This window comes from Ignavibacteriales bacterium (assembly GCA_016214905.1).
GTDB lineage: Bacteria > Bacteroidota > Ignavibacteria > UBA10030 > SZUA-254 > PNNN01.
This window is the reverse complement of the sequence record JACRMQ010000007.1, coordinates 220488-243301: the sequence shown is the minus strand read 5'-3', so window position 1 is coordinate 243301 and position 22814 is coordinate 220488. Positions and strand designations below refer to the sequence as shown.

General features: G+C 41.9%; 22 protein-coding genes. 8 read left to right on the top strand and 14 right to left on the bottom strand.

Features of this window, described 5'->3' with window-relative positions:
* Positions 1-117 precede the first annotated feature (117 nt).
* From HZB59_08300 to HZB59_08280, 5 genes are all read left to right on the top strand, one after another.
* Positions 118-372: a hypothetical protein gene (locus HZB59_08300; protein MBI5021421.1), complete on the top strand. Its 255-nt coding sequence runs from the start codon at positions 118-120 to the stop codon at positions 370-372.
* On the top strand, positions 369-2609 hold the full coding sequence (locus HZB59_08295; protein ID MBI5021420.1) for a hypothetical protein: 2241 nt from the start codon (positions 369-371) through the stop codon (positions 2607-2609). The genes HZB59_08300 and HZB59_08295 overlap by 4 nt, the downstream gene beginning before the upstream one ends.
* A 366-nt stretch (positions 2610-2975) precedes the next feature.
* Positions 2976-3353 (top strand): hypothetical protein, encoded by a 378-nt coding sequence (locus HZB59_08290; GenBank protein ID MBI5021419.1) that lies wholly within the window; start codon positions 2976-2978, stop codon positions 3351-3353.
* Positions 3354-3471: 118 nt separating this feature from the next.
* Positions 3472-4257 (top strand): hypothetical protein, encoded by a 786-nt coding sequence (locus tag HZB59_08285; protein ID MBI5021418.1) that lies wholly within the window; start codon positions 3472-3474, stop codon positions 4255-4257.
* A 115-nt stretch (positions 4258-4372) separates the two neighbouring features.
* On the top strand, positions 4373-4555 hold the full coding sequence (locus tag HZB59_08280; protein MBI5021417.1) for a hypothetical protein: 183 nt from the start codon (positions 4373-4375) through the stop codon (positions 4553-4555).
* Between the two features lie 80 nt (positions 4556-4635).
* Here the strand turns inward: HZB59_08280 and HZB59_08275 are convergent, their stop codons facing one another.
* The 4 genes from HZB59_08275 to HZB59_08260 all read right to left on the bottom strand — a co-directional run bounded on the left by HZB59_08275 (position 4636) and on the right by HZB59_08260 (position 8160).
* Positions 4636-5202 carry a TlpA family protein disulfide reductase gene (locus HZB59_08275; protein MBI5021416.1) on the bottom strand — a complete coding sequence of 189 codons (567 nt, stop codon included), beginning with the start codon at positions 5200-5202 and terminating at the stop codon, positions 4636-4638.
* Between the two features lie 133 nt (positions 5203-5335).
* Positions 5336-5914 (bottom strand): sigma-70 family RNA polymerase sigma factor, encoded by a 579-nt coding sequence (locus tag HZB59_08270; GenBank protein ID MBI5021415.1) that lies wholly within the window; start codon positions 5912-5914, stop codon positions 5336-5338.
* Positions 5915-6278: 364 nt separating this feature from the next.
* Positions 6279-7340, bottom strand: coding sequence for a N(4)-(beta-N-acetylglucosaminyl)-L-asparaginase (locus HZB59_08265; GenBank protein MBI5021414.1), 1062 nt, complete (start codon positions 7338-7340; stop codon positions 6279-6281).
* Positions 7341-7404: 64 nt separating this feature from the next.
* The gene (locus tag HZB59_08260) at positions 7405-8160 is read right to left on the bottom strand and encodes a YIP1 family protein (protein ID MBI5021413.1); all 756 of its coding nucleotides are present in this window, start codon (positions 8158-8160) and stop codon (positions 7405-7407) included.
* A gap of 80 nt (positions 8161-8240) precedes the next feature.
* On the opposite strand from HZB59_08260, the gene HZB59_08255 reads away from it, so the two are divergent.
* From HZB59_08255 to HZB59_08245, 3 genes are read left to right on the top strand one after another with little or no spacing between them, the layout of a single operon-like run.
* Positions 8241-8849 carry a hypothetical protein gene (locus HZB59_08255; GenBank protein MBI5021412.1) on the top strand — a complete coding sequence of 203 codons (609 nt, stop codon included), beginning with the start codon at positions 8241-8243 and terminating at the stop codon, positions 8847-8849.
* Positions 8846-9730, top strand: a complete 885-nt coding sequence (locus HZB59_08250) for an EamA family transporter (protein ID MBI5021411.1) — start codon at positions 8846-8848, stop codon at positions 9728-9730. The genes HZB59_08255 and HZB59_08250 overlap by 4 nt, the downstream gene beginning before the upstream one ends.
* Positions 9727-10299, top strand: coding sequence for an RNA methyltransferase (locus tag HZB59_08245; GenBank protein ID MBI5021410.1), 573 nt, complete (start codon positions 9727-9729; stop codon positions 10297-10299). The genes HZB59_08250 and HZB59_08245 overlap by 4 nt, the downstream gene beginning before the upstream one ends.
* Positions 10300-10354: 55 nt before the next feature.
* Here the strand turns inward: HZB59_08245 and ccsA are convergent, their stop codons facing one another.
* The 10 genes from ccsA to HZB59_08195 all read right to left on the bottom strand — a co-directional run bounded on the left by ccsA (position 10355) and on the right by HZB59_08195 (position 22813).
* Complete coding sequence (ccsA, locus tag HZB59_08240; protein ID MBI5021409.1) at positions 10355-12607, bottom strand: cytochrome c biogenesis protein CcsA; 2253 nt, start codon at positions 12605-12607, stop codon at positions 10355-10357.
* Between the two features lie 19 nt (positions 12608-12626).
* A complete protein-coding gene (locus HZB59_08235; protein ID MBI5021408.1) occupies positions 12627-14102 on the bottom strand; it encodes an ammonia-forming cytochrome c nitrite reductase subunit c552 in 1476 nt (491 codons plus the stop codon).
* On the bottom strand, positions 14099-15178 hold the full coding sequence (locus HZB59_08230; GenBank protein ID MBI5021407.1) for a cytochrome b N-terminal domain-containing protein: 1080 nt from the start codon (positions 15176-15178) through the stop codon (positions 14099-14101). The genes HZB59_08235 and HZB59_08230 overlap by 4 nt, the downstream gene beginning before the upstream one ends.
* Positions 15175-15630, bottom strand: coding sequence for a Rieske (2Fe-2S) protein (locus HZB59_08225; GenBank protein MBI5021406.1), 456 nt, complete (start codon positions 15628-15630; stop codon positions 15175-15177). The genes HZB59_08230 and HZB59_08225 overlap by 4 nt, the downstream gene beginning before the upstream one ends.
* Before the next feature lie 12 nt (positions 15631-15642).
* Positions 15643-16860: a polysulfide reductase NrfD gene (gene nrfD / locus HZB59_08220; protein MBI5021405.1), complete on the bottom strand. Its 1218-nt coding sequence runs from the start codon at positions 16858-16860 to the stop codon at positions 15643-15645.
* The gene (locus HZB59_08215; protein ID MBI5021404.1) at positions 16857-17597 is read right to left on the bottom strand and encodes a 4Fe-4S dicluster domain-containing protein; all 741 of its coding nucleotides are present in this window, start codon (positions 17595-17597) and stop codon (positions 16857-16859) included. Before HZB59_08215 ends, nrfD begins: the two co-directional genes overlap by 4 nt.
* A gap of 1 nt (position 17598) precedes the next feature.
* Positions 17599-18339 (bottom strand): hypothetical protein, encoded by a 741-nt coding sequence (locus HZB59_08210; protein MBI5021403.1) that lies wholly within the window; start codon positions 18337-18339, stop codon positions 17599-17601.
* A 25-nt stretch (positions 18340-18364) separates the two neighbouring features.
* The gene (locus tag HZB59_08205; protein ID MBI5021402.1) at positions 18365-19858 is read right to left on the bottom strand and encodes a NapC/NirT family cytochrome c; all 1494 of its coding nucleotides are present in this window, start codon (positions 19856-19858) and stop codon (positions 18365-18367) included.
* 107 nt (positions 19859-19965) lie between these two features.
* Entirely contained in the window at positions 19966-20874 is a 909-nt protein-coding gene (locus HZB59_08200; GenBank protein ID MBI5021401.1) for a cytochrome b/b6 domain-containing protein, read from the bottom strand.
* Positions 20798-22813: a hypothetical protein gene (locus HZB59_08195; protein ID MBI5021400.1), complete on the bottom strand. Its 2016-nt coding sequence runs from the start codon at positions 22811-22813 to the stop codon at positions 20798-20800. Before HZB59_08195 ends, HZB59_08200 begins: the two co-directional genes overlap by 77 nt.
* Between the last annotated feature and the right edge of the window lies 1 nt (position 22814).

Below are 22814 nucleotides of genomic sequence, written 5' to 3'. Positions count from 1 at the left end.
GACGAATATAAAATATCAAATGAAACACAAAAACTGCTTAAACAAGCAAAAACTAAAAACGAGAACAACGCAATATTGCGTAATTACAGATGATGCGCAACATTCGCTCCGCACTTCGTGCTTCGCTCAAAGCGTTGCGCATCGTTGCGCGGGCTACGCCCTCGATGGGCGAAGAGCCGTTCGCTCCGCGAACGTTTGCGCATCGTTGCGCGGGCTACGCCCTCGATGGGCGAAGAGCCGTTCGCTCCGCGAACGTCGCCCATCATCGGGAAAAACTCCAATGTTCGTCCGAGTCTTCGACTCGTCCGCCCACTTCGTTTTTCCCGCGCAACGTTAGTTGCAATTGCCCTTAGAACAAGAGGAATAGTATGAAACCGTTGGAAAATTCACCGGAGAAAACGGAACATGTTGACGGAATCACCGACCAGAAGTTGCTAAGAGATCTAGTAAAGAATGGCGGCACCTACAACATCAAGGAAGATGCAGCACGCCGACTCACAGATCCGGCTTTGATTGTGGAGGTCGTCATTGAACACAAGGGGCGTGGGCTTGGAGAGATAGCTTTCAACAATCTGCGAGACCGTGATCTACTTTGGCGTGTTCATGACCTTCCCTATGATGACATAGACTATTCAATCAAGGAAGCTGCACTAAAGAGAATTGGTGACTTGGGTACCTTCCAAAAAGTAGTCGAGCAATACCCCGCAAACGATGAATCTACGATTCTCAAGTTAGCCGTTGCTCATATTAATGACAAACTGCTCCTCAGAGAAATAGCGGATCGCCTGCAATCCCTAACCGACCAACGACGACTAGCTGAAGTTGCTGATATTGCTTATCAACCCATTATACGAAGAATTGCCGCCGAGCTAATCACCGATCAAACACTATTAGCAGAAATGGTAGAATACAGTAAGGACCCTCAAATCAGCCAGATAGCGACATCTAAAATTAACGATCAAACCGTCCTAAGGACTATTGTAGAACAAAATTCAAATCTCTTGGTTCGTAAGTCTGCCGTGTTCAGAATGACGGATCAAACAATCTTGGCAGAATTTGCTAAGAATGATTCTCGAGTCGATGTACGGGAGGCTGCTGTTACTATGATTACTGATCAAAAGCTTCTAAGCCATATTGCATACAATGATCCCACTGAAAGCGTGAGGAAAGCAGCAATTTCAAATATCCAAGATCAATCCACTTTGGCAGAGATTGCACGAAGGGATCCTTGCAAAGAAGTTAAAGAAGCCGCTGTTGGGCGAATCTCCGATCAGCCTTATCTCGAAGAAATCGCAGCCAATGTTTACGACTCAGAAGTCAAAGGAATTGCTGTAGCGAAGCTCACTAACCAATCGTTGCTGCACTCTATCATGACTGGTGATCGTCGTCTGCAAATTATGCAAATTGCCGTGGGCAGAATAGATGACCAAAAAATACTATTCGATATTGCCAAGAATGAGCCCACAGAAGAGATTAGAATGGCTGCCTTCGAAAAACTGAAAGATCAAACGTTCTTGGCAGACTTTGCTAAAAATGCCCGTAAGTCAAAATCTAGAAAGAGTGCACTTGAGAGAATTACAAACCAATCAATTTTATCAGATATTGTGAAAAATGCCTCGGATGCTGAAATTCGATATCTATCTCTGGGTAAGGTCACAGACAATTCGACATTGGAGGACATTGCCCATACAGCACCAGATTATCAGACTAGAATTTGTGCCATGGGTAAACTCATATCCTATGATCGCAAGAGAAATTTTGAAAACAAGAACATGAGAATAACGTTAGCGATGAGACTCCCAAATCAATCTATGATTGCGGATATTGCCACTAATGATCCCAATCTCTTCATCGCATATTGCGCGACCCGAAGGTTAACAGATGAAGGTACACGTGCAGCAGTTGGAGAAAACTCGATCCATGATAGAATTCGGCAAATCGTTGTTAAGGGGGTTGCCAATAGAACAACAACAGGTCTCGCAAAAATATTTCAAACAATAACAGATGGAATAAAAAGCAAACATATTTCCTACTATGTTGAGGTGGATACACTATTCGCTCCAGAAGGATTTGTTGACATTTTTGGTCTTCATAGGAGTGGGGATATTCGAATTCGAGGGTGGGGCCAAACCATAACAAATATCAAAGTGGAAATTGAGAATCGCACGAACTCGAGTATAAGTGTGTACATACCTCATGGTACATATTTTGTCGCAAATGGCAATCATCAGAATATGGTCACCCGTTATGATCACAGCTTCACAATTTCTGCCCGGTCGCATACACAACTTGATATACCTGCGTCTTGTATAAATGCAAATCTTCCAATACCGAATTTAAATGATGGCTTTGGAGGTGTTTCACGAGTGTCAGACTCTTTGCTTTCGTTCCTTATTCAGTCTCAAGGTGAAGATACAATGACAATTCAAGCCGGCGTTTGGGCAATAACAGACGGCTACAACCGATCAGCCATCCAATCCCATCTTAGAAGGCGCGGTATTGATCAACGAACCTTTAGAGAGTTCGATCATGGTTCTGCGATTTCCGAAGAACATATTGAAAAAGCGAAAGAGATACTAGACGCCCTCGGTATATCTAACAAGTTATAAATTGAAAATGGGCAACTGCAACTAAAAGCAACAAAAATGTAAAATGAACTATTGCTACACTCACAAGAAATTCGTCAATAAGAGTTCGCTTCGCAACAGCATTTTTGTTGCACACGTTATGTGCCATGCCGGTGTGACTTTATGATCAAGACGCAAGCAGAAACCGAAAAGGAAGGTGAAGAGATCACCGCAAATCTCTTCCGACGGATATATGAATCGGCCGCCTCCGATCCAAGGCATTGGTTGGGCTATGCAAGATCGCTTAGGCAGGGAGCATCAATTCTCAGACCTCATTTTGACGGCGAACCACCGAGTGGTCGCCCAGAAAAGGATGATTGTCTGAAACCAAAGATCGGCCCAATCTATTTGCTCTTGGTTGGATATGCAATCGAGAACTATGCTAAGGCGATTTCAGTCATTCACCATCCACGTGTTACTGAGAACGGTAAGCTGAAACGGCTCAAGAGGCATGACTTGCTGGGCCTAATATCGGAAATCAATTTCTCGTTGTCTTCGGACGAGAAGGAACTGCTTGAAAGACTCGAGCAGTTTGTGTTGTGGGCAGGGCGTTACCCCATCCCGACAGATGCGAAAACTGTCTCTCCCACAAAGCGCAGGATGGCGACAAACGATTGGCTAATCTATAGTCTATCTGCGGATTCAACTGTCAGTTCGCAGCTTCTAGATCGATTGGAGAAACAAGTCGAGTGTGAAATTGAGGGCAGTTTACGACACGGCACATAACAGCCGCAACCATTCGCTCGTCCCACTCTTCGAGCGGAATACCGCGAGCGAAGACAGAAGTAATCTTATGGACAGAATAATTAAATCATAATTATCGACTTCTCTTCCTAATGAAAAGATGACTACGATTATCAAGAAATTATTCAAATGGACAGGAGCAATAGTCGGGGGAATCATCGCATTGATCCTGTTGGACATACTAATTCTGTCGACACCCGGACTTTTATTCTCGGAAGAAAAGCAGTACGGATCCATTACCGTATACAGTGAAAATCGTATCGGACAAAAAACCGATTCCATTATGTCTGAAGTATTCCTACACCTTCAGGAGGTCCCAATCTATGATCCTGTTAGAAAATACAATCTCTGTCTTTGCTCAAGCCAGAAAAAGTTTACCTTTTTCTCCAGCCTGACAGTGCGAGCTAACCGGATAATGGGCTTCCATTTTATGGGCAGTGCGTATATAAATGAAGATTTCATTGACGAACTGAGAATTAAAACCGGAGGACAACCTAAGTATTTGACACGTGAGGGAAGCGTTGTGCATGTGGCAACCCATGAACTCATGCATGGATATATAACCGACGCCTACGGAAGTTTTGCCGATAAGGTTTTGCCGGAATGGAAAACCGAAGGATACTGTGAGTATGGCGTTAACCAGTTTGTTGCACCCAAAGAGAGTGGTTACTCGATATCCGAACGAATTGATATATATCTTGACGACTCCCGGTGGAATCCAACCGCAGAGGTACATCGCCCTCACTATGTATGGGGTCTGATGATGGAATATCTAATTAATGTTAAGAGGCTGAATTTTGAGCAAGTGATGGCTGATAGTGTTACCTATGAAACAACCTATAAGGGAATGATGGATTGGCGAAAGTCTATTAGAGAGAACAATTGATATTTTTTTCCAAGTATTCAAATAAGCAGATAATTGACAACGAACGCCCAACAACAGTAGCAATCATTTGTGGCGCACCATTTGAAGTTACATTAACAATAGAAACGCGGATCGGATGAAAAAGTTCTTCGAATCAGGATATGCTTTCTTTTTAGTTGCATTTATGTTCCTCATGTTAACCTTGCTTAGCGAAAAAGGAGCTGCGTATCTTAGCGTAGGAGTTGTGTTCTTCATTCTCGGGCTTGCGGTGAGAAAGAAGAACGCCAAAAAGGCAACCGAGCAAACTCCGAAAACGTAAATCGGTCATTAACTTGTAAGACCTCCGGTTTTTTCACTGAGATCAATAAGGAAAAACCGGAGGTCTTCAAAAGAAAAAAATTATTTCAGCAGGGCGTTAATCGCTTCGGCGAATTGCTCTTTCGATCTCCCGCCTACAATTGTCTCGGCGATCTTTCCGTCGGCATCGATTAAAAATGTTGTCGGTATAACCCGAATGTTGCCGTATGCTTCTTCAAGATCTTCGGTAGAAATAACAATCTGGTATGTTATGCCCGATTGGGAAACGAAAGATTTTACATCGTCGATAACGTTTGAGCCGCGGTCTGTTGAAATTCCGATCACCTTCACTCCCTTGGTCTCCATTTCTTTGCTTAGAGCAATCAGATCGGGAAGCTCGCGCTTGCATGGTCCGCACCATGTTGCCCAGAAATTTACGAGCGTGACTTTTCCGCGGAATGTATCGAACGATATCGTTTTGCCATCTTTATCTTTCCATGAAAAATTGGGTGCAAGGTCTGCGCGTTTTTCGAAGTTCGAGATTTCTGAGACATTCGCTGCCTTGGAACCGGCAGATTCAACTTCACCCGATTGTTCTTTTTTCTTCGCGCAACCCGTAATCAAAACGATGGCAACTAATAATGAAAAAAATAAATATTTCGATTTCATAAAAAATTCTTTCAAATAATATTAATACTGAATTATCAAAACGGTTGACTGTGGGGCGTCAACATAAAATTTTAAAATCATACCGCCGTTTTATATCTATTGTACGATTGGATGCTGTATTTGGATTCACGATTCAGGCTGTTTTTGATGTTATATAACCATGTTTTTTCGCGTAATCGAAGAGAGTTACTTGCAGCATTTTTCTTCCCCGGTGCAAACGCGATCTGACCGTACCTATGGGACAATCTACAAACTCGGCTATTTCCTCGTAACTTAATCCCTCTATATCCGATAGAATAACGACAGTGCGAAAATCTTCGGGCAACGATTCCATGGCGCGTGCGACATTATCTTCGAGCAGTCCGCCGAATATTTTTTCCTGCAAATCGTTCTGGTCGGTATATTGATGCCTGATCGTATTATAAAAGTTGGCTATCTCCTCATAATCAACAGTGTTCGGTTCTTTTGTTTCTTTGCGGTAACGGTTGATGTATGAATTTTTCATTATCCTAAACAACCACGCGCGAATGTTTGTTCCCTTCTCGTACTTATCCCAGAACCTGAAAGCCTTCATGAATGTTTCCTGAACAAGATCGTTGGCATCATCAGGATTACCCGTCAACCTGAGAGCATAGTTGAAAAGAATGTCCATATGCGGAACGGCTTCTGTTTCAAACTCGCGATATGTTTTGTTTGGATATGGTTTGCTCATGAAAATATGTTGAAATCCCCCCTCAAGACAGAACTCAAAAGGTGATTTTCTTCAATAAAATCGAATACGGTGGATATTAATAATAACGATCATCAAAAAAATACAAAAATATGGGATGAGTAGCAAGATGAAAGAAAGATGTGTGAAGTTACAGGCAGGGTTGTATTTAAGGTTCTCTTCAGCCAGAGGCTGATGAGCCTTCGGCTCACGATACTCTATGATAAAACTATTAACTCGAGAACCTTCCTCTGTAGCTGGTTTTCGATTGGGGTTGATTAGAAAGTAGGTCTAGGTTGGTGGCTGCAACCTGTGCCGAATGCCTCACTTCGAGAAGACCCTACCTTTACCATAAAATATTTTTTTATTATTTAAAGAGATAAGCAGATTCGATACGCTTAACCGCGGTGCCGTCGTGAATAAGATATGAGCCGCCACTGCGCATATTAGCGCCGCCGTGCTCGCCCTTCTTATTGATCGCGTAAAATGATACGCCATATTTGAATTTTCCCTGATCATCCTGCAAACGTTTTTCGCGGCATCGTTCGTTCACGCGTTTGCAGGCAAGCAAACATGCTTCCTCGGGCGATTTTCCCTGACGCATCCATTCTACAATCATGACCGAACTGCAGTTTAAAAGATTCGCTTCGCCCCGTCCGGTTGAACCGGCAGAGCCGACTTCGTTATCGCAATACAAGCCGGCGCCTATTATCGGTGAATCTCCGATGCGTCCCGGAATTTTAAATGAAAGTCCACTTGTTGTGGTAACGCACGATAGATCTCCGTTCATGTCGAGCGCGCTCATGTGGATTGTTCCGTAATTCCGGAGATATTTTTCAAAAATCTGTCCGATATCTTTATCTTCAATCTTGTGCGGAGGAAGCCAATCGTCTTCTTTGCTTAAATTTTCTTTCCATTTTAACCACGCTTCCCGCGCTTGATCGGTGAGTAAGTTTTCTTCGGTGAAGCCGTGCGCGCGTGCGAACTTCAACGCTCCTTCTCCGACCAAAAGGACATGATCGGTACGTTCCATTACTATTCGTGCAACCTTCGAAGGGTTTTTTATATTTCTGATACCCGCCACGGAACCGGCTCTGTAACTTGGTCCGTGCATTACAGCCGCATCGAGTTCCACAACACCTTCCTCGTTCGGCAATCCTCCGTATCCAACGCTCATATCGTTCGGATCGTCTTCGACGATATTTACGCCGGCAATTACGGCATCCAGCGCGTCTTTTCCTTCTTTAATCATCTCCATCGCTTTTTCCAGAGCCTTCGTTCCGTTGCCGCTTGATATGGCTATTGGTTTAGCCGCAGTCCCACCTTTCGCAGATGCCAACGATTCAAGATTTAAAATGGACGATGTTGCGACCGCCACGCTGGATAGCGCTGTGGTTTTAATAAATTTTCTGCGGTTAATATTTTCCATAAAATTTCCTGAAGAATAAATTGTGTACTTTTATCGTGACTGCGGCTACCGTGTTGAGATTATTTTATCTCATCATCGATCCGACGAGAGAAATAACAATGATCCACAAAAACCAGAAACCAAGAGAAACTCCAATGCCGGCTCCGGTAGATTTATTAGATAATCTGGAAAGACCGATTCCGAAAACAACCATTTGCCATATAGAGATAAAATTGATTGCAGCAATTATAGAGTGCGCGAGACTGTTCCTGTCGAAATTTCCCATTATTAAAAGTGAAGCGCCCGGTGTCGCGAGTATCGAAGCAAAAACTTGCATCATCAATAATGTAACTATTACATTCAGAAGACCAATGATTGTTGATAGTCCGTATGCTTCGAGTAATTTTTTATAAGGTGCGTTCGATTTGAAGAACATTTTAATAGCTAACCAAAAAATAAGTGGCGCACCGAAAATACTGATGGTTACATATATTACAGACATCACCGAACCGGATATGATAATCATGGTTGAAGATTCCATCATCTCTGTGGCTTGATCCATTTGTTCCTGAGTCATCTCACCTTTATCCACGCGCTCTTGCATTGCCTGTCTTTGCGGTTCCAGGGCTTGATCTCTGAGCGTTTGGTCGGATAGAATGACAAACGTGGTAAGCAAAGCAAGTACGAGCATCAATAAGTATGGCAGAACCCATGATGATTTTTGGACGGGGACTCTAGCAACTTCCTCAAAAACTTTTGATGGTGCGGCGAATATATCGACAGCGCGCTCCATAAACGATGAAATCGGCTGTTCTTGCTGATTTGAGCGTATTTCTTGCATTTTAATCTCCTTTATTAAAGTTTGCAAAAATTACGGAATTATTTCCACACTATCAAATCGAGTGATGGGGCTTGATTTTCATGAAACGCTTTGTTATTTTGGCAAAGTCGATAATTTATTATATTAACGGAATGGCTAAGCTAACTCAAGATGAAATAAGGGAACGATTCGAATCTTCGAAGGAATTCAATGAGATATTCGATGCTTTCGAACAAGCGATAGAACAACGAATTGACGACATAGAATTATACAGATTGTTGTTTTGGAATTCAGCACTGAAAGCAGAAGAGCTTTCGCTCTTCGGTGAAAAATTAGCAAAAGAATTTTCTCATATTTCTTACGATGTGTACATGTGGCTGGCAAGTGTGTTTGAAGTAATGCACTCTGTATACGATAATTACGAGCTTGCGCTCCAATATTATAAAAAAGCTTCTGCCGCTAAACCGGAAGCTATGGCTCCATATCTAGATGCCGCAGATTGTTATGAACACGATTTGAAAATACCACCGATTCATCTTCTTATCGATTTTCTAAAACAAGGGGTAAACTCTGTTCCGGAACCTTTACCAATTTATGAAAAGCTTGCGCATCTCTACGAACAATCCGGGAACGACGAGATGAGCATGTTTTATAAACGTAAATTTGACGAAGGCACCAACCAGAAGTCGAACCAACCGCCGGAAGAATGAAATCACTTAAGGGGTATCTTTTAATACTCGCTGCCACAACTTTTTGGGGTATCGCGGCAACGATAGCAAAATTTCTGTTCACTCACGATGTGGATACGCTAACACTCGTGCAACTCAGAATGACATTTTCCTGCATCGCGCTTTTATCATATTTTGCGATTTTCAAAAGACATTTTTTAAAAGTCCAATTCAAAGATTTCTACAAATTCGCAATGCTCGGCATTCTTGGTGCAGCAGGATCCAATTTTACTTATTATTTTACAATTGCCTCAACCAACGTCTCCACGGCGATCCTCTTACAATATTTAGCGCCACTTCTTGTTTTGTTATACGCGGTGATAACACGTGAAGAAAAAATCACTTTAATAAAAATCACTGCGAGCGTTGTATCTCTGGTAGGATGTTATTTCGCGGTTGTCGGTAAAGATTTTTCAATCATATCAATTAATCAACTTGGTTTGTTAATGGGAATCGCATCGGCTTTTTGCTGGGGTTTTACAAACATCTGGCTGAAACGTTTATTGAAGCGATATAATGTTTGGACTTGCCTCGTTTATGCTTTTTTATTCGCTTCGATATTCTGGGCAATTATTAATCCGCCGTGGATTATTCTTAGTGCGGGATATTCTTTGGAAACATGGGGAATATTTTTCGGTTTTGCGATGATATCTATACTGATTCCCCACTCTTTATATTTTTCCGGTATGAGATATCTAACAGCATCGCGCGCGATCATTACCGCCACATTTGAACCGATTGTCGCGATAATCTCAGCATACTTTATTGTGCATGAAGTGCTGTCTGCTGTTCAAATTGCCGGCGCTGTTCTTGTTTTACTCGCGATCGGTATTTTACAGTTAAAGCAGGAAGAAAAAATATGACAGAGCGCCGCCGCGAAAAATTTCTTCGTGTAATTGCGAATCGCCAATCCGATCTGACAGTTGTAATGGAAGATATCCACGATCCGCACAACGTTAGCGCCATGCTTCGTTCTGCCGACGCGATTGGTGTTAACGAAGTACATCTTTTATACATCGATGAAGAATTCCCCAAACTGGGAAAAAAAAGTTCCGCCACTGCGAGCAAATGGGTGAAACGAAGAAAACATTCAACAATCAAAGAATGTTACGATACACTTCATGCTGAGGGATATGTTATATTTGCAACCCATATGGGAAAGAAATCAAAATCATTATACGAGCTCGATTTGACGAAGAAAGTGGCTATCGTTTTTGGAAATGAGCATCGCGGCGTATCGAATGAAGCCGCTAAACTGGCAGATCAAAATTTTTTAATTCCGATGGCCGGGATGATTCAAAGCTTGAACGTGTCGGTCGCTTGCGCGGTGACATTGTACGAAGCGTTTCGCCAGCGAGCATTAAAAGGCGGAGATCATTCACTCACGCCAGATGAAAAAGAAAAATTATTTTTAGAATGGTTGAAAAAATAAAAAACCCCCGCGCGATAAATATAACCGGCGGGGTTTATAATTGCGTTAAAATCTTTTAAACAAGATCTTTCTGCAAGGTTCGGCGCCGGAAAGCAATCACGGTCCCTAATATTACCAACACAACACCCGTCCAAACAACCATCATTAACGGCTTCAAACTTATGTCCACAACAAGCGCTTGTGTTGTTGCGTGATTTTCATGCGCGGTAAAACCGAGGAACGCCAACTCAACTTTCTTTTCTTCTACGCTTAAAGCTGTTAAAGCAATCTGCGGTTTTTGTCCGCTCATATTATTATATCCACTTAACACCGGCAAATCCACAGGAACGGGAACCCGTTCATTTTTTTCGTTAAACGATAATACCGGAATTATTTCTTCAGTTTTCCCGTTTGCTTCAATGTTTAACACGGCTCCAACGCTCATCATGGCATTCATTCCATGCTGTCCCACGTCAAACTTTGTGAATGTAATTTTATATCCCATAAATTCCTGAGTTTCACCTTTGGCGATCACCATCATCGGATCATGACCGTGTTGATGTTCGTCGGCCTGAAGTTCGAGTGGTGAAATATAAAGATCCTTCAAAGGAAGAACTTTAATATCGGGCTCGCGCATTACTGCCTGATTGTAATTGCTGAAATATAATTTGGGTGTGGCCATGAACGAGGTCTTGCCATCTGAAACTTCTATATTCATTAATGGTTTAAGGGCTTGCGGATCGCTTACACCTTTGAATGTAAATTGATATCCGTACAGAGTCTGAGGTTCGTTCTGTTTTAAAATGATCTGTTTTGATTCATCAAATTTTCCGGAGCCGATGATTCCGATAAGCATGAGAGATACACCGATGTGCGAAATCGGTCCGCCGATGTGGAGCCAACCGGTGCGATATTGTCTGAATGTTACAATTACGTTAACAACCAAACCGAACACGGCGCTTCCGACAAATAACAAAAGCGTCCAAGATGTTACGCCTGCAACGTATGCAATCGCGCAACCTAGAACTGTTAGGGCAAGAGGCATAGAGAAACGTTTCAATAAATTCCCTTTTTTGTCTTCCATCCAGCTGAGAAAAGGAACTATGCCAAGCAATATCGCCATCGCGATAGCCACAGGGAAATTAACTTTATTGTAGAATGAAATATCAACCTGTGAAGCATTGCCAAGAAGACCGGTGATAATTGGAGATGACATTCCGACAAAAGTAAAAGCCGCCGCCGCCAGGATAACATACATACTGATCAGTAAAGTTACTTCTCGGTTAAGACCGGATGCATCGATTTTGTTCGATTTAATTTCCGAGAATCTGACAGCGAAAAATCCTAATCCGATCACGATGCTTGCAAGCATCATCCCTATGAGATAGTTGTTCAATCCGAGATCAGCAAACGAATGAACAGAAAAGTTTGCGAGTATTCCACTACGCGTTAGAAAGGTTGCATAAACAACCAGGATGAAAGACAACAACGCGAGGAACATATTTGTTCGTTGAAGCGATCCTTTTGCGCGGTGAATGAGTATACCATGAATCAACGCAAGAAGCACAAGCCATGGAACCAACGATGAGTTTTCAACCGGATCCCATCCCCAATAACCACCCCAGCCAAGAACTTCATAAGCCCAGAAGCCACCGATGATGATACCAGCGCCGAGCATAACAGCCGCAAAAAGCGACCATGATAATCCAAGTTTATTCCAATTCGTGTAATTCCGGCGAATCAAACCGGAAACAACGAGTCCGAATGGAAAAATCGTAGCGGCATATCCTACAAATAATATTGGAGGATGAATCACCATCCATGGATCTTGAAGAAGCGGGTTTAGTCCGTTTCCTTCCAGTGGAGCGGGGATTGTAAGCTCGAAAGGGCTTTTCGAAATTAATAATAAATATAATGACGCATTGAATAAGCTTACGACCGACATTGTGTATGGATCATCACTTTTTGTCGATCTGATAAAAACAATCCCCATAACGCCAACGAGCAACGCCCAAAGAAGAAATGTCCCTTCTTGTCCCGCCCAAAATGAAGATATAATATAAAACGTAGATAGATCGCTGGAGCTATAGTGAGCTACATACGAATATTGAAACTGATGAGTGAACAGCGCATAGTATAAAACAATCCCGGCAATTAAACCGAAACCAACGCTGAGATAATATATACGTTTTGCTATTTCGCGTTTTAATGAGGATTGAGTTTTGCCGGCGCTTGGTTGATTATTTTTTCTTGCTTCAATAAAATAGAAGATCATTGCAGCCATCGAAGCGAGAAATGCGATTATTATTGTGATATGTCCGATATTCATTGTTTACTTTCCGTTTAGATTATTTTTCTTTGTTCTCTTGTTTACGTTCAATTCGTTTAATTATCAGGTACAAAGTTATACTAACTATTGAGAAAATCAACGTTGCAATCCCCAAGCCCCACCGTCTAAAATAATATTCATCGATTGCATGCTGTGCTTCCGAACTGATATTAGATGCTTCCAATAATCCTTTGGAAGCCGATTCTCCGAATTTATCGGTATTGAATGAATGAACCATAGTGCGCGATTGCATCCATGCCTGATGAACATCGCGGAGCTTGAATTTCGCTTCAGATATTTCCATTCCTTTTTGTTCAGCATTATTCACAAGCATAGAAGCGTTTTTTTCCGAGGAAGCAAGACTATCCATCAATCGTCGCATCGTATTTGCAACAACAAAACCTTTTTGGTTTTTGTTCTCGCTATGACATCGGCTGCAAACCGCCGTTGAAGTGGTGCCAAGGAGTTGTTCGCTTGCTGTAATGATTTCATGGTTGCTGTGACATGTTTCGCACTCGGGCAATTTATTTTCATCAAAAACTTTTTTGTGCGGGCTTGATGAAAACAGTTCCGCATTCAAAGCATGACATGTTCCGCAAACATTCGATATCGATTCAACGCCGGGCGGTGTTGCACCGTGATTTCCGTGGCAATCATTACAAGCCGGCGCCGCAACATCGTGCTTCTTTAAAAGGGCATTGCCGTGAACACTTTTCGCAAATTTATCAAATTGATCGGTTGGAATTCCGTACTCTTTCATGTAGTTCGCATCACTATGACACTTTGAACATGTTCCCGGGAGATTCACCGGATATATTTTCGATTTTACATCCTTAGCATCACGAATATCATGACTACCATGGCAACTTGCACATTCTGCAACTTTCGAATCGCCTTTTGCGTTCTTCATTCCATGCACGCTGGTCATATACTTTTCGAGTTGGTCGATAGGTAACGACGGATTATATGTTTTCATGAAATTAGGATTGGAATGACATTGCGAACAGGTTTTAATAACATTAAGAGGATAAACGGGCGAAACCGGATTTTTGACTGAAACAATACCATGAGCGCCATGGCATGTAATACATTGTGCAATATGCTCGCCGCCTGCTACCGAAGATTGTCCATGCACACTCGTTTGAAGTTTATCCAGTTGATTGGTCGGCAGCGACGAACTAAATCCTCTCATTTTATCCTGATTCGAATGGCAGCCGGCGCACGTTTTTGAGATTTCATCACCCTTTGGAACCCCGATGAATCCGACGTTGGTATCCATGGCTTTTTCCATATCATCGGTTTTAGAATTTCCACCATGACACCCGGCGCATGAAATACCTTTTGCCGAATGCACATCATTTTTAAATAATGCCGAAGGTTTATCACCGTTTGCGCGATGACATCGATAGCACTGATCTCCCGCAAAAGCCATATACTGCATCAGAATTACAGTAATGAAAAGGGTTATCACCGATAAGAAATCAAATCTCTTCATGCGAGCCATCCTATAATTGTAAAGAGAATGATGTAGAAAACAACGAATAAACCGATGTAGTTTAAAAGACGATTTTGTTTTCCGCGCGCGCTTGCTTTATCCCAAAAAGGAACAATAAGCCACAAGAGTCCTGCAACACCGAAGAACATTATTCCTAAAATTTCACCATCGATAAAAATTACTTTTGCCGGAATGTATTTTAATGTTTGGAACATGAACATAAAATACCATTCCGGCTTAATACCCGCCGGTGCCGAGGCGAACGCGTCGGCTTTTTTTCCCAGTTCCCAAGGAAAGAAGACAGCGAGAATCGCAATTATATTAAGGACTAGAAGCCAGAGAAGTAAATCTCTTAGTAAGAAATTGGGGAAAAAGGGCATCGTTTTTAATTCTTTGCCGTGTTCATGGGAAATACCAAGAGGTTCGCTTATTCCCTGCCGCTGAACTAAAACGAGATGAATGCCAAGAAGAACAGTAAAAATTCCTGGGAATACAGCAACATGGAATCCGAAGAATCGCGAAAGTGTTGCACCTGTAACCTCCTCACCGCCACGGAGGAAAACCAACAATGGTTTGCCAACCACCGGAACAACACCGGCAATATCAGTTCCTACTTTAGTGGCAAAGAATGCAAGTTCGTTCCAGGGAAGTAAATAACCGCTGAAACCGAAACCAAGGGCCAAGAAAAACATCAACATACCCGTTACCCAAGTAATTTCTCTCGGTCTACGGTACGCTTTTTCGAAAAAAACGCTGAACATATGGATCATCGCAGCCAGAATAAAAAGATTCGCAGCCCAACTATGAACCGACCGAATGAGCCAGCCAAATTCAACTTTCGACATCAGATATTGGATACTTTCGAACGCAGCATCTTCGCCGCTCTTATAATAAAGCAGCAACATGATACCCGTAACTACCTGAATGATGAAAAGAAACAACGACACACCGCCGAAATAATACCAGATTGAATGCCGATGCACGGGAACATATTTTTTTCCCATGAAATGAACAAGGTTATCTAATTGTACCCGATCGTCAACCCAGCGATAAGATTTTTGCAGGAAAGTTTTCATGACGTTTTCGAAACAAATACATCTTCTCCTTGAACAACCACTCGGAATTCGGTTAATGGCCGCGGAGGCGGGCCAGACACGTTTCGTCCGGTGAGATCGTATTTTCCGTTATGACATGCGCACCAAATCATTCCCATATCTTTTCGATATTGGACGGTGCAATCGAGGTGTGTGCATGTTGCCGAAAATGCCCGAAGATCACCCTGTGTTGTTCGAATTAGAATTACAGGTTTACTTCCGAATTTTATAATTTGTCCGCTCTCATTTTCAATATCTTTTAATTTTCCGACCTTAACGCTTGATACTTCCACTTCGCTTTGCTTGGGTGGTTTGAGGTACGCGAATATTGGATATAAAACCGATCCGACAAGAGCGATCAATCCTCCCGAAAATAGGATTTTTAAAAAATCTCTTTTACTCCGTTCCGGTTGACTTAAAGCATTATTATTCATAATGATCCATTCCTAATCTGATACAGCTTCAAGATCGCTAACGGGGGCATGTTCCCACGGAGGCAATATTTTTATTAGTATCGTTAATACAATAAATGGTAAAACAAGAAGAACGAGCGTCATCAATAATCCTTCGATACCGGTCAACTCCATTTTGTAAGCTGTCAATCCTCTGAAACTTTTTGAGAACATTTGACCGCCGACCACAACATTCCATCTCGTCGCGAATATCCCGAGTTGAATAAGAATCGCCGAAACAAAGTATAGCAATTTTCGCAGTTCAGCATCGACACGGAAGAGTTTTATAACAACCATTATTCCCAGTGGAAGCAGCATGCCAAGAAGTATCTGAATAATTCCAAGACTGATAAAAAGTTTGTTAACCACCAAATCCGAAAGTATTTTGATTGACTCTTCGCTTTCGTACAGGCGATGTATGAAATCGAGAAACTCAAGAGAGAAATCAATAATGACCGCATAAAAGAGATAAGATGCCATTTTATCAAGACAAGCCATATCAATTTTTTGTTTTCTCGACGGAGTAACAACCATATAAATTAATATCACCAGTGCAATACCCGATACAATTGCAGAAAAGAGGAATACAATGGGCATAAGAACACTGCTCCACCATGGATTAGCTTTGATGGAACCGAAAATAAAACCAACGTAACCGTGCAATAGAAATGCGGATGGTATACCGATAATAGTAATTGCTTTCACCATCTTTTTATCGAATAAAGTTGCCTTCTCACTGATATCTGTAGAGAATAACGATAAAATTTTGTGGATCCATCGCATAGTAAAACTTTCGTTCTTCGACCAGAGAATAATATCTTTTCTGTAAGTGAACCAAATTTCTAGCAACAGTACCACCATTAAATACCACGCATACACAAAACCGAACATTGCCATTGCCGATGTAAAATTTGGGGTAAGGAAAATCTCGAAAGATCTTTCGGGGTGGCCAAGATGCAGTAATAGCGGAAGAGGTGCGATGAGTAAAAATGAAAGCGCAGTTAGAAGAGCGAGCCGGTATACAGATTGCACTTCTTTAACGTTGAACACTTTTACAAGCGAGGCAAGTATAAACGCGCCGGCGACAAGTCCTGTGAGGTATGGATACACAACAACGAGAATACCCCAGTGGACTTCAATTTCGTTCGGGTAAATAAACCCCGTAGCTTGTTTTAATAACTCATATAGCATCTGATGTACTGGCTGTGTCATCTTACTTCTCCATCAAGATCGGAATAAGAAACTTTTGGTTCCGTATTTAGAAATGGTTTTAAAACATGTAATTTATTCAAACGTTTGAATCTGCCCAGTGGGCTTGTGCTACTTCTCAAATCGCCAAATATTCTTGCCTGAGTTGGACATACTTCCACACACGCGGGGAGTAAATCTTTGGTAATGCGATGATAGCAGAAAGTACATTTGTCGGCTGTTTGATTTTCGGGATGTAAATAACGCGCACCGTACGGGCATGCTTGAATGCAGTAACGACATCCGATGCAGCGATCCTCATCAACGATTATCACACCATCTTCTGTCTTGAATGTTGCCCCAACAGGACATACTTGTACGCATGGGGGATTATCGCACTGATTACAAAGTTTTGGGACAAAGAAGCTTCTGAGAATATCTTTTTCAGTGACATTTTCAGAAGTATTGTTAATACGTTTATCAATGTTTTGCACCGTTACGTCACCATCTTTTTTAATTAAATATCGTTCAACCCATGTTCGGAAAAAGAAAGGTTCTTTCGGAACGTTGTTTTCATCTTTGCACGCATCTGCGCAACGACCGCATCCGATACATTTGTTGATTTGAATTCCCATTCCGTAATAATGTTTTGAAGGATCATATCCGCTTGATTGTGCCGTGGCTTTCTTTAGCCAAGCACCAATAAATGTACTTGATGCAACAAGCGTAAAAAATTTTGTTCCGAATTTTCTTCTATCCATTTTATTCTACCTCGGGCATATGTGGATAATGACATTGCCAGCAAAGATATTTTTCTCCGTGCGTGGCGAGATCTATTTTTGTAGCTTCTTTTACATTCGATTGCTTTCCATGACATTTTCCACAAAACTCTCTTTCAACCGGAATGGATGCTTTAATATTTCTCGGTGCGACTTTATGTTCTGTTGGAACTTCGTGGCATATTGTACATTCAAGCATCACATGTGAGGAGATAGCTTTTGTACGTGCAATCTCTGCGTGACATGCCTGGCAATCCTGAGGAACATTTGGCGGTTTTGGATCATGCGGATTATGACACATGAAGCAGGGTTTCATTGGATTGTGTATTGTTGAATTAATTTGAGGAAATCCCGTAGGACGCGAAGGATCAAATGCATGGCAGCGCGTACAATAATCGCGATTTCTCGGAACATAGGGTTTTGCTTCGGTTGGATTATCGGTATGTGCTTTTGCTGTTCCGTGGCATGTTTCGCAGGATAAATTTTTGTGATAACCACTTTTCTTCAAGTTATATTCCTCATGGCACGTTGCACAAACGTCCGATCCTGAAAATTGTACCTGCCGCCCCATTTCTCTTTCGGTTGCTTTTTGTACATGTATCCGATGATCTTTCAAAGAAGGCGAAAGCAAAGACCTTAAAAGCAAAACCAGGCCAATCAAAACAACAAAAACTATGATCAACCGCGTAGTTTGTTCATTGAATTTGTGAAGCAATTTTCTCATTCAACACCTAATTAAATGATTACAATTATTTTGGATTATGGCAATCGCTACAATTTGTTTCTTTCCACGCGTCACCGATATCTACAGGGTGTTTATACTCAATGCCACCCAGCGATAATTGAACTGTATCTTGTTCGAATTGCTGCGCTAGTATGGTATGACATACATTACAATCTTTCGAAAGAACTTTTCCGGTTTCGCTGACATGTTTTCCATCATGGCACCGGAAGCATCCCTGGTAATACAAATGACCGATATTATTGTTAAAATTTTTCCAGTTCACTTTCATTTCCGGAAAATAATTTAAGCTGTAAATTTTTTGCAACTCAACCACAGCGCGATTTATCTTTGTGGTTTCCGACGATGAAATTTGAGGGTAGTTAAGTTTATAATATTCCGGTATGATAAGCTTTATTGAGTCCATCGCGCTCTGCTTGCTTGTGTATGGGTTTTCCAGCGCCTGTACCGAAATATTTTTTATATTGGGTAGCATCGGATCAATCCAGCCAAGCGACATTATATGGTTAACCGACCTCGCCGGTGGATGATAAATATGAGTCGGTCGATTATGACAATCGATACAATCCATTCGTCGTATGAAAGCTTTTTTCAGAGTATCTTCAGATGCGGGGATTTCTGTGCTGCGATATATAGTTTCTGTACCATCCGGTTTTTTTGAACGCACCCAGGGAATAATTTGCCGCTGTGTGTCTACTGCAGCATATGTTACTTCGTTGTCTATGTTCATGTGCCAATGAATGCCGGACGTGGGACCAGTCTCGGGGTTACCACCGCCAATTTTCATAAGGAGGTTAAGTGTCCACTTGGTGTTTTTTTCGTCTGAGATATAGTAATTATTAATATGTTGTTTCTCGCTGAAGAAGTGTTTGGGCCAGTGGCACTGCTCGCATGTTTGTTGAGCGGGGCGCAAATTTTCGATGGGGGTAGGAATCGGTTTTGGATATTTATTAAATAAGGTAGCATATACCTGATAACTTCCTGAAATTTTTGCACGAACGAACCAATCTGCGCCAGACCCGATGTGGCATTGTGCGCAACCCACTCTCGCATGAGGTGAGTGTTGATATGCGGTATATTCGGGTTCCATTACATTATGACACGTCTCTCCGCAGAATTGATCCGAATCAGTATACTCGTAAGCTTTAAAGCTACCAAATGCAGAGAATGCAAGCAGAACAATTGTTCCAATAGAAAAGAAAATAAATGCAGTGCGGTGATGCGGATTATTCAAATCTATTTGGGGAAGATGAAGCCCATGAGGTTTCCCATGTCGTTCTCTGCGATGTTCTCGGATTATTCCGAAAAAGATAAAAAATATTCCGACGAAAAGAATCATAGGAAGAATCACAAAAGTGATTATTCCCATATAAGGTTTAGATTGAGTTGCAAATGTTTCCAAAATGATTAGGAATATAATCAACGCTAAGCTTACCGCCGCAATAGCAGAACCTATCAGCGTTATCATGTTATAAAAGGATTGGGGAAAAATTCGCTTCATATAGATTAAATCTTTAGGCTACAATTATGATTGAATAATATCAACAGAATAACGAATAATAAATCGGTATTAAGACTTTATGGTATTAAATATACGAAAAAATTAATTTATCTGTATGCAAAAATCATCGCGTAAACGATCCACACCGTAATACTAAAACCAAGCGATAGCGCGATCCATCCGAACACTCTGACTGCTTTAAGAACTATTGGAGGGTAAGGTTCAACAAGATATTTTTCGAGCTCACCATTTTTAACCAGTTCATCGTATTCCGCAGGTTTATCGTGTTTGAATTCTTCAAGCGTCATTCTGCCGGTGAAAACCACGATATCCATTGGAAATTTTTCGGGCCGAAGATGTGTGTTAAAGAAATGAACCGTGAAAATAAATCCTGTTGCTAACAATGCTTCATCGCTGTGAATGATCGTTGCCACATTTATCAACTCCCCAGGGAATATCAATGTGAAAATTTCCGGAAACCAAAGGGTTAATCCTGTAGAACCGATGACGAAAACCCCCCAGAACACGGCAAAATAATCGAACTTTTCCCAATAAGTCCACCGACCATAATTCGGTCTGGGTCCTATGCCAAGAAACCATTTCAGATTTCCGATGAAATCTTGTAAATCTTTTTTCGTGAAAAGCATTGTGTCGGGACCGAATAAGAGTTTTTTCCATGTGCCGAATTCTTTTCTTTTTCTCCGTATTAGGTCGTAAATATGAGTGAAGAATACGCCGAACATAATTACAGCGGCTGCACGATGAATGTTACCGGCTGTTTCAAATCCACCCAAAACGTGAGACAAAACTACCGCCCAACCGGTGTAAGAAAATTTCAATGTCATGCCGGTAAGTGCGAGCGATATGAAACTCACAATCATCAGTATGTGTAAGATTCTGTTCAGCCGTGAAAAGCGGAGATACTCTTTTGCTTCAGTATTATTTATTGTTTCCATTATTCTCCTTTTTCGCGTTTGATTTTTCTTCGGTTTGTTGGAGCTTCTTTTGTTCAGCAGCTTTCATAATCCGGCGGATTTTTAATGCCCGCGGAAGCCACAGAAGTGTATGAATTCCACCAAGAATAAATGTGCCAACAAGCAGTGTTGTCATCCCCCAAAAGGTCCAGAATAAAAACGGATATTTTTTTGGATCGTGGTGGGTTGCGTGAGTTAAGTAACCGGCAAACCTTCGCGTTGCACCGGGATGACAGCTTTGACAAGTTTTGACAACATTGTCGTGACTGAGATGCGATTTGGGATCGGAGACAGCCAATATATCATGAGAACCATGACAATCGTAACACTTAGCAGTTTTAGTGTAACCAAGCTGCGATACTTTGCCGTGATAAGTATCAAAATATGTTTTCGCGATATCTTCATGGCAACGTCCGCATTTCTGCATTATATCGAGTTTGAATCCGGACTCATCGGCGCGGCGGATTGTATGCGCGCTATGGCAGTCGTTGCAAACCGGAAGCTGTTTATCTGTCTTGCCTACAAGCTTCGCGTGTATACTTTTTTCGAATTGATCTTCGATACCGTGATGACACTTACCACATGTGGCAGTAATATTTTTCGGATTTATGCTCGACGAAGAATCGGCGTGCGGCATTACGCTATGTGCGGTATGACAATTTGTGCACATCGCCGTCACCGTGAGACCGCTCTTCATCAATCCTTTTCCGTGAATGCTTTCTGTGTATCGCTCAATTATTTGATGCTGCTCGCCGGTATAACGAACAGCGGCTTTTTGTCCTTCGCGGTGACATCGTGCGCAAAGTAACGGTACATTTGTGGCGAAAGTAGGAGAAGCGGGTTGAGATTTTCCTAAGATGCCATGTGTACCATGACATTCTTTGCAGTTTGGAGCGTTCGGATCGTTTTTGGCTATTAGTTTGCCGTGCATACTTTTTTGATATTGAGTCCCTACCTCTGCGTGACACGACGCGCAATCAACTTTTTTTGTGATTGTTTCGCAAGGACGTACATTCGAGGCATTAACTTCGGAATGGCACTGGCTGCATGCTATATTCATGTGCTTCGATAATTTCACATCGGTATATTTCACATACAGCGGGCGGTTGTCTTTTGAAGATTTAATTTCTGGTTTATCGTGACAACGCATGCAATCTTTATCCGCCATCCCCTGATCATAAAATAATTTTCTAACCTTATGAGGCTGATGACAATCTACACACGCAGGCAAAACGTGTTCTTGTTTTTCCCAAAGTTCGCCCTTGATCACTTTGCGATGAACGATTTCAATTTCCGCATGACATTTTGTGCAGGTTGAAACAATATTTTTTCTTGAAATCGATGAAGCCGCGTCGGTATGCGGTAGAATTGAGTGAGCAGTATGGCAGGTTGCACAGTTCGGCGCAACGATCAGTCCCTTCTTCAGGAGACCGATGCCGTGGATGCTCTCGGAAAAATTTTCAAGAATATGATCTTGATGAATTGTCCGTTGCTTTTGAACTGGCGCCCCTTCCTGATGGCATTTGCCGCAGAGATATGGAATTTTTAACGGTGAAGTAAGAGAATTTTGATTTTTTGCGGATAGGATATCGTGTTTACCGTGGCAATCGGAACAGTGCGGTGCTAATGCGTCTCCTCGCGTGATGGCCTTGCCGTGAAGAGACTTAGAGTGAAGCGCTTGTTCGTCTGCGTGGCAGTTACCGCAGTTAACCGGTTGAAGATCGTCTGCGTGAGGAAGTTCTTTTCCTTCAAGATCGGTATGACATGAAACGCATGTTAACGAATTATGAATGGACAAACCAAATCGTTTTTCGTTAACGAAGACAGAAATTGTTTTCCCCTTCTTTGTACCGGTTAACGATTGGTCGTTATGACATCCAAGGCAATCGTTGTTTTCTTGAGCAACAACGGAATAACCGGTCGGGACAATTAATAAGGTTAAGAACAAAATCCATCGATGAAATGAATGATAGTATCTCATC

Bases quoted from the DNA above. Each gene is read 5' to 3' on its own strand.
- HZB59_08295 (MBI5021420.1), top strand. From the start codon at position 369: ATGAAACCGTTGGAAAATTCACCGGAGAAAACGGAACATGTTGACGGA.
- HZB59_08285 (MBI5021418.1), top strand. From the start codon at position 3,472: ATGACTACGATTATCAAGAAATTATTCAAATGGACAGGAGCAATAGTC.
- HZB59_08280 (MBI5021417.1), top strand. From the start codon at position 4,373: ATGAAAAAGTTCTTCGAATCAGGATATGCTTTCTTTTTAGTTGCATTT.
- HZB59_08275 (MBI5021416.1), bottom strand. From the start codon at position 5,202: ATGAAATCGAAATATTTATTTTTTTCATTATTAGTTGCCATCGTTTTG.
- HZB59_08270 (MBI5021415.1), bottom strand. From the start codon at position 5,914: ATGAGCAAACCATATCCAAACAAAACATATCGCGAGTTTGAAACAGAA.
- HZB59_08265 (MBI5021414.1), bottom strand. From the start codon at position 7,340: ATGGAAAATATTAACCGCAGAAAATTTATTAAAACCACAGCGCTATCC.
- HZB59_08260 (MBI5021413.1), bottom strand. From the start codon at position 8,160: ATGCAAGAAATACGCTCAAATCAGCAAGAACAGCCGATTTCATCGTTT.
- HZB59_08255 (MBI5021412.1), top strand. From the start codon at position 8,241: ATGAAACGCTTTGTTATTTTGGCAAAGTCGATAATTTATTATATTAAC.
- HZB59_08250 (MBI5021411.1), top strand. From the start codon at position 8,846: ATGAAATCACTTAAGGGGTATCTTTTAATACTCGCTGCCACAACTTTT.
- HZB59_08245 (MBI5021410.1), top strand. From the start codon at position 9,727: ATGACAGAGCGCCGCCGCGAAAAATTTCTTCGTGTAATTGCGAATCGC.
- ccsA (MBI5021409.1), bottom strand. From the start codon at position 12,607: ATGAATATCGGACATATCACAATAATAATCGCATTTCTCGCTTCGATG.
- HZB59_08235 (MBI5021408.1), bottom strand. From the start codon at position 14,102: ATGAAGAGATTTGATTTCTTATCGGTGATAACCCTTTTCATTACTGTA.
- HZB59_08230 (MBI5021407.1), bottom strand. From the start codon at position 15,178: ATGAAAACTTTCCTGCAAAAATCTTATCGCTGGGTTGACGATCGGGTA.
- HZB59_08225 (MBI5021406.1), bottom strand. From the start codon at position 15,630: ATGAATAATAATGCTTTAAGTCAACCGGAACGGAGTAAAAGAGATTTT.
- nrfD (MBI5021405.1), bottom strand. From the start codon at position 16,860: ATGACACAGCCAGTACATCAGATGCTATATGAGTTATTAAAACAAGCT.
- HZB59_08215 (MBI5021404.1), bottom strand. From the start codon at position 17,597: ATGGATAGAAGAAAATTCGGAACAAAATTTTTTACGCTTGTTGCATCA.
- HZB59_08210 (MBI5021403.1), bottom strand. From the start codon at position 18,339: ATGAGAAAATTGCTTCACAAATTCAATGAACAAACTACGCGGTTGATC.
- HZB59_08205 (MBI5021402.1), bottom strand. From the start codon at position 19,858: ATGAAGCGAATTTTTCCCCAATCCTTTTATAACATGATAACGCTGATA.
- HZB59_08195 (MBI5021400.1), bottom strand. From the start codon at position 22,813: ATGAGATACTATCATTCATTTCATCGATGGATTTTGTTCTTAACCTTA.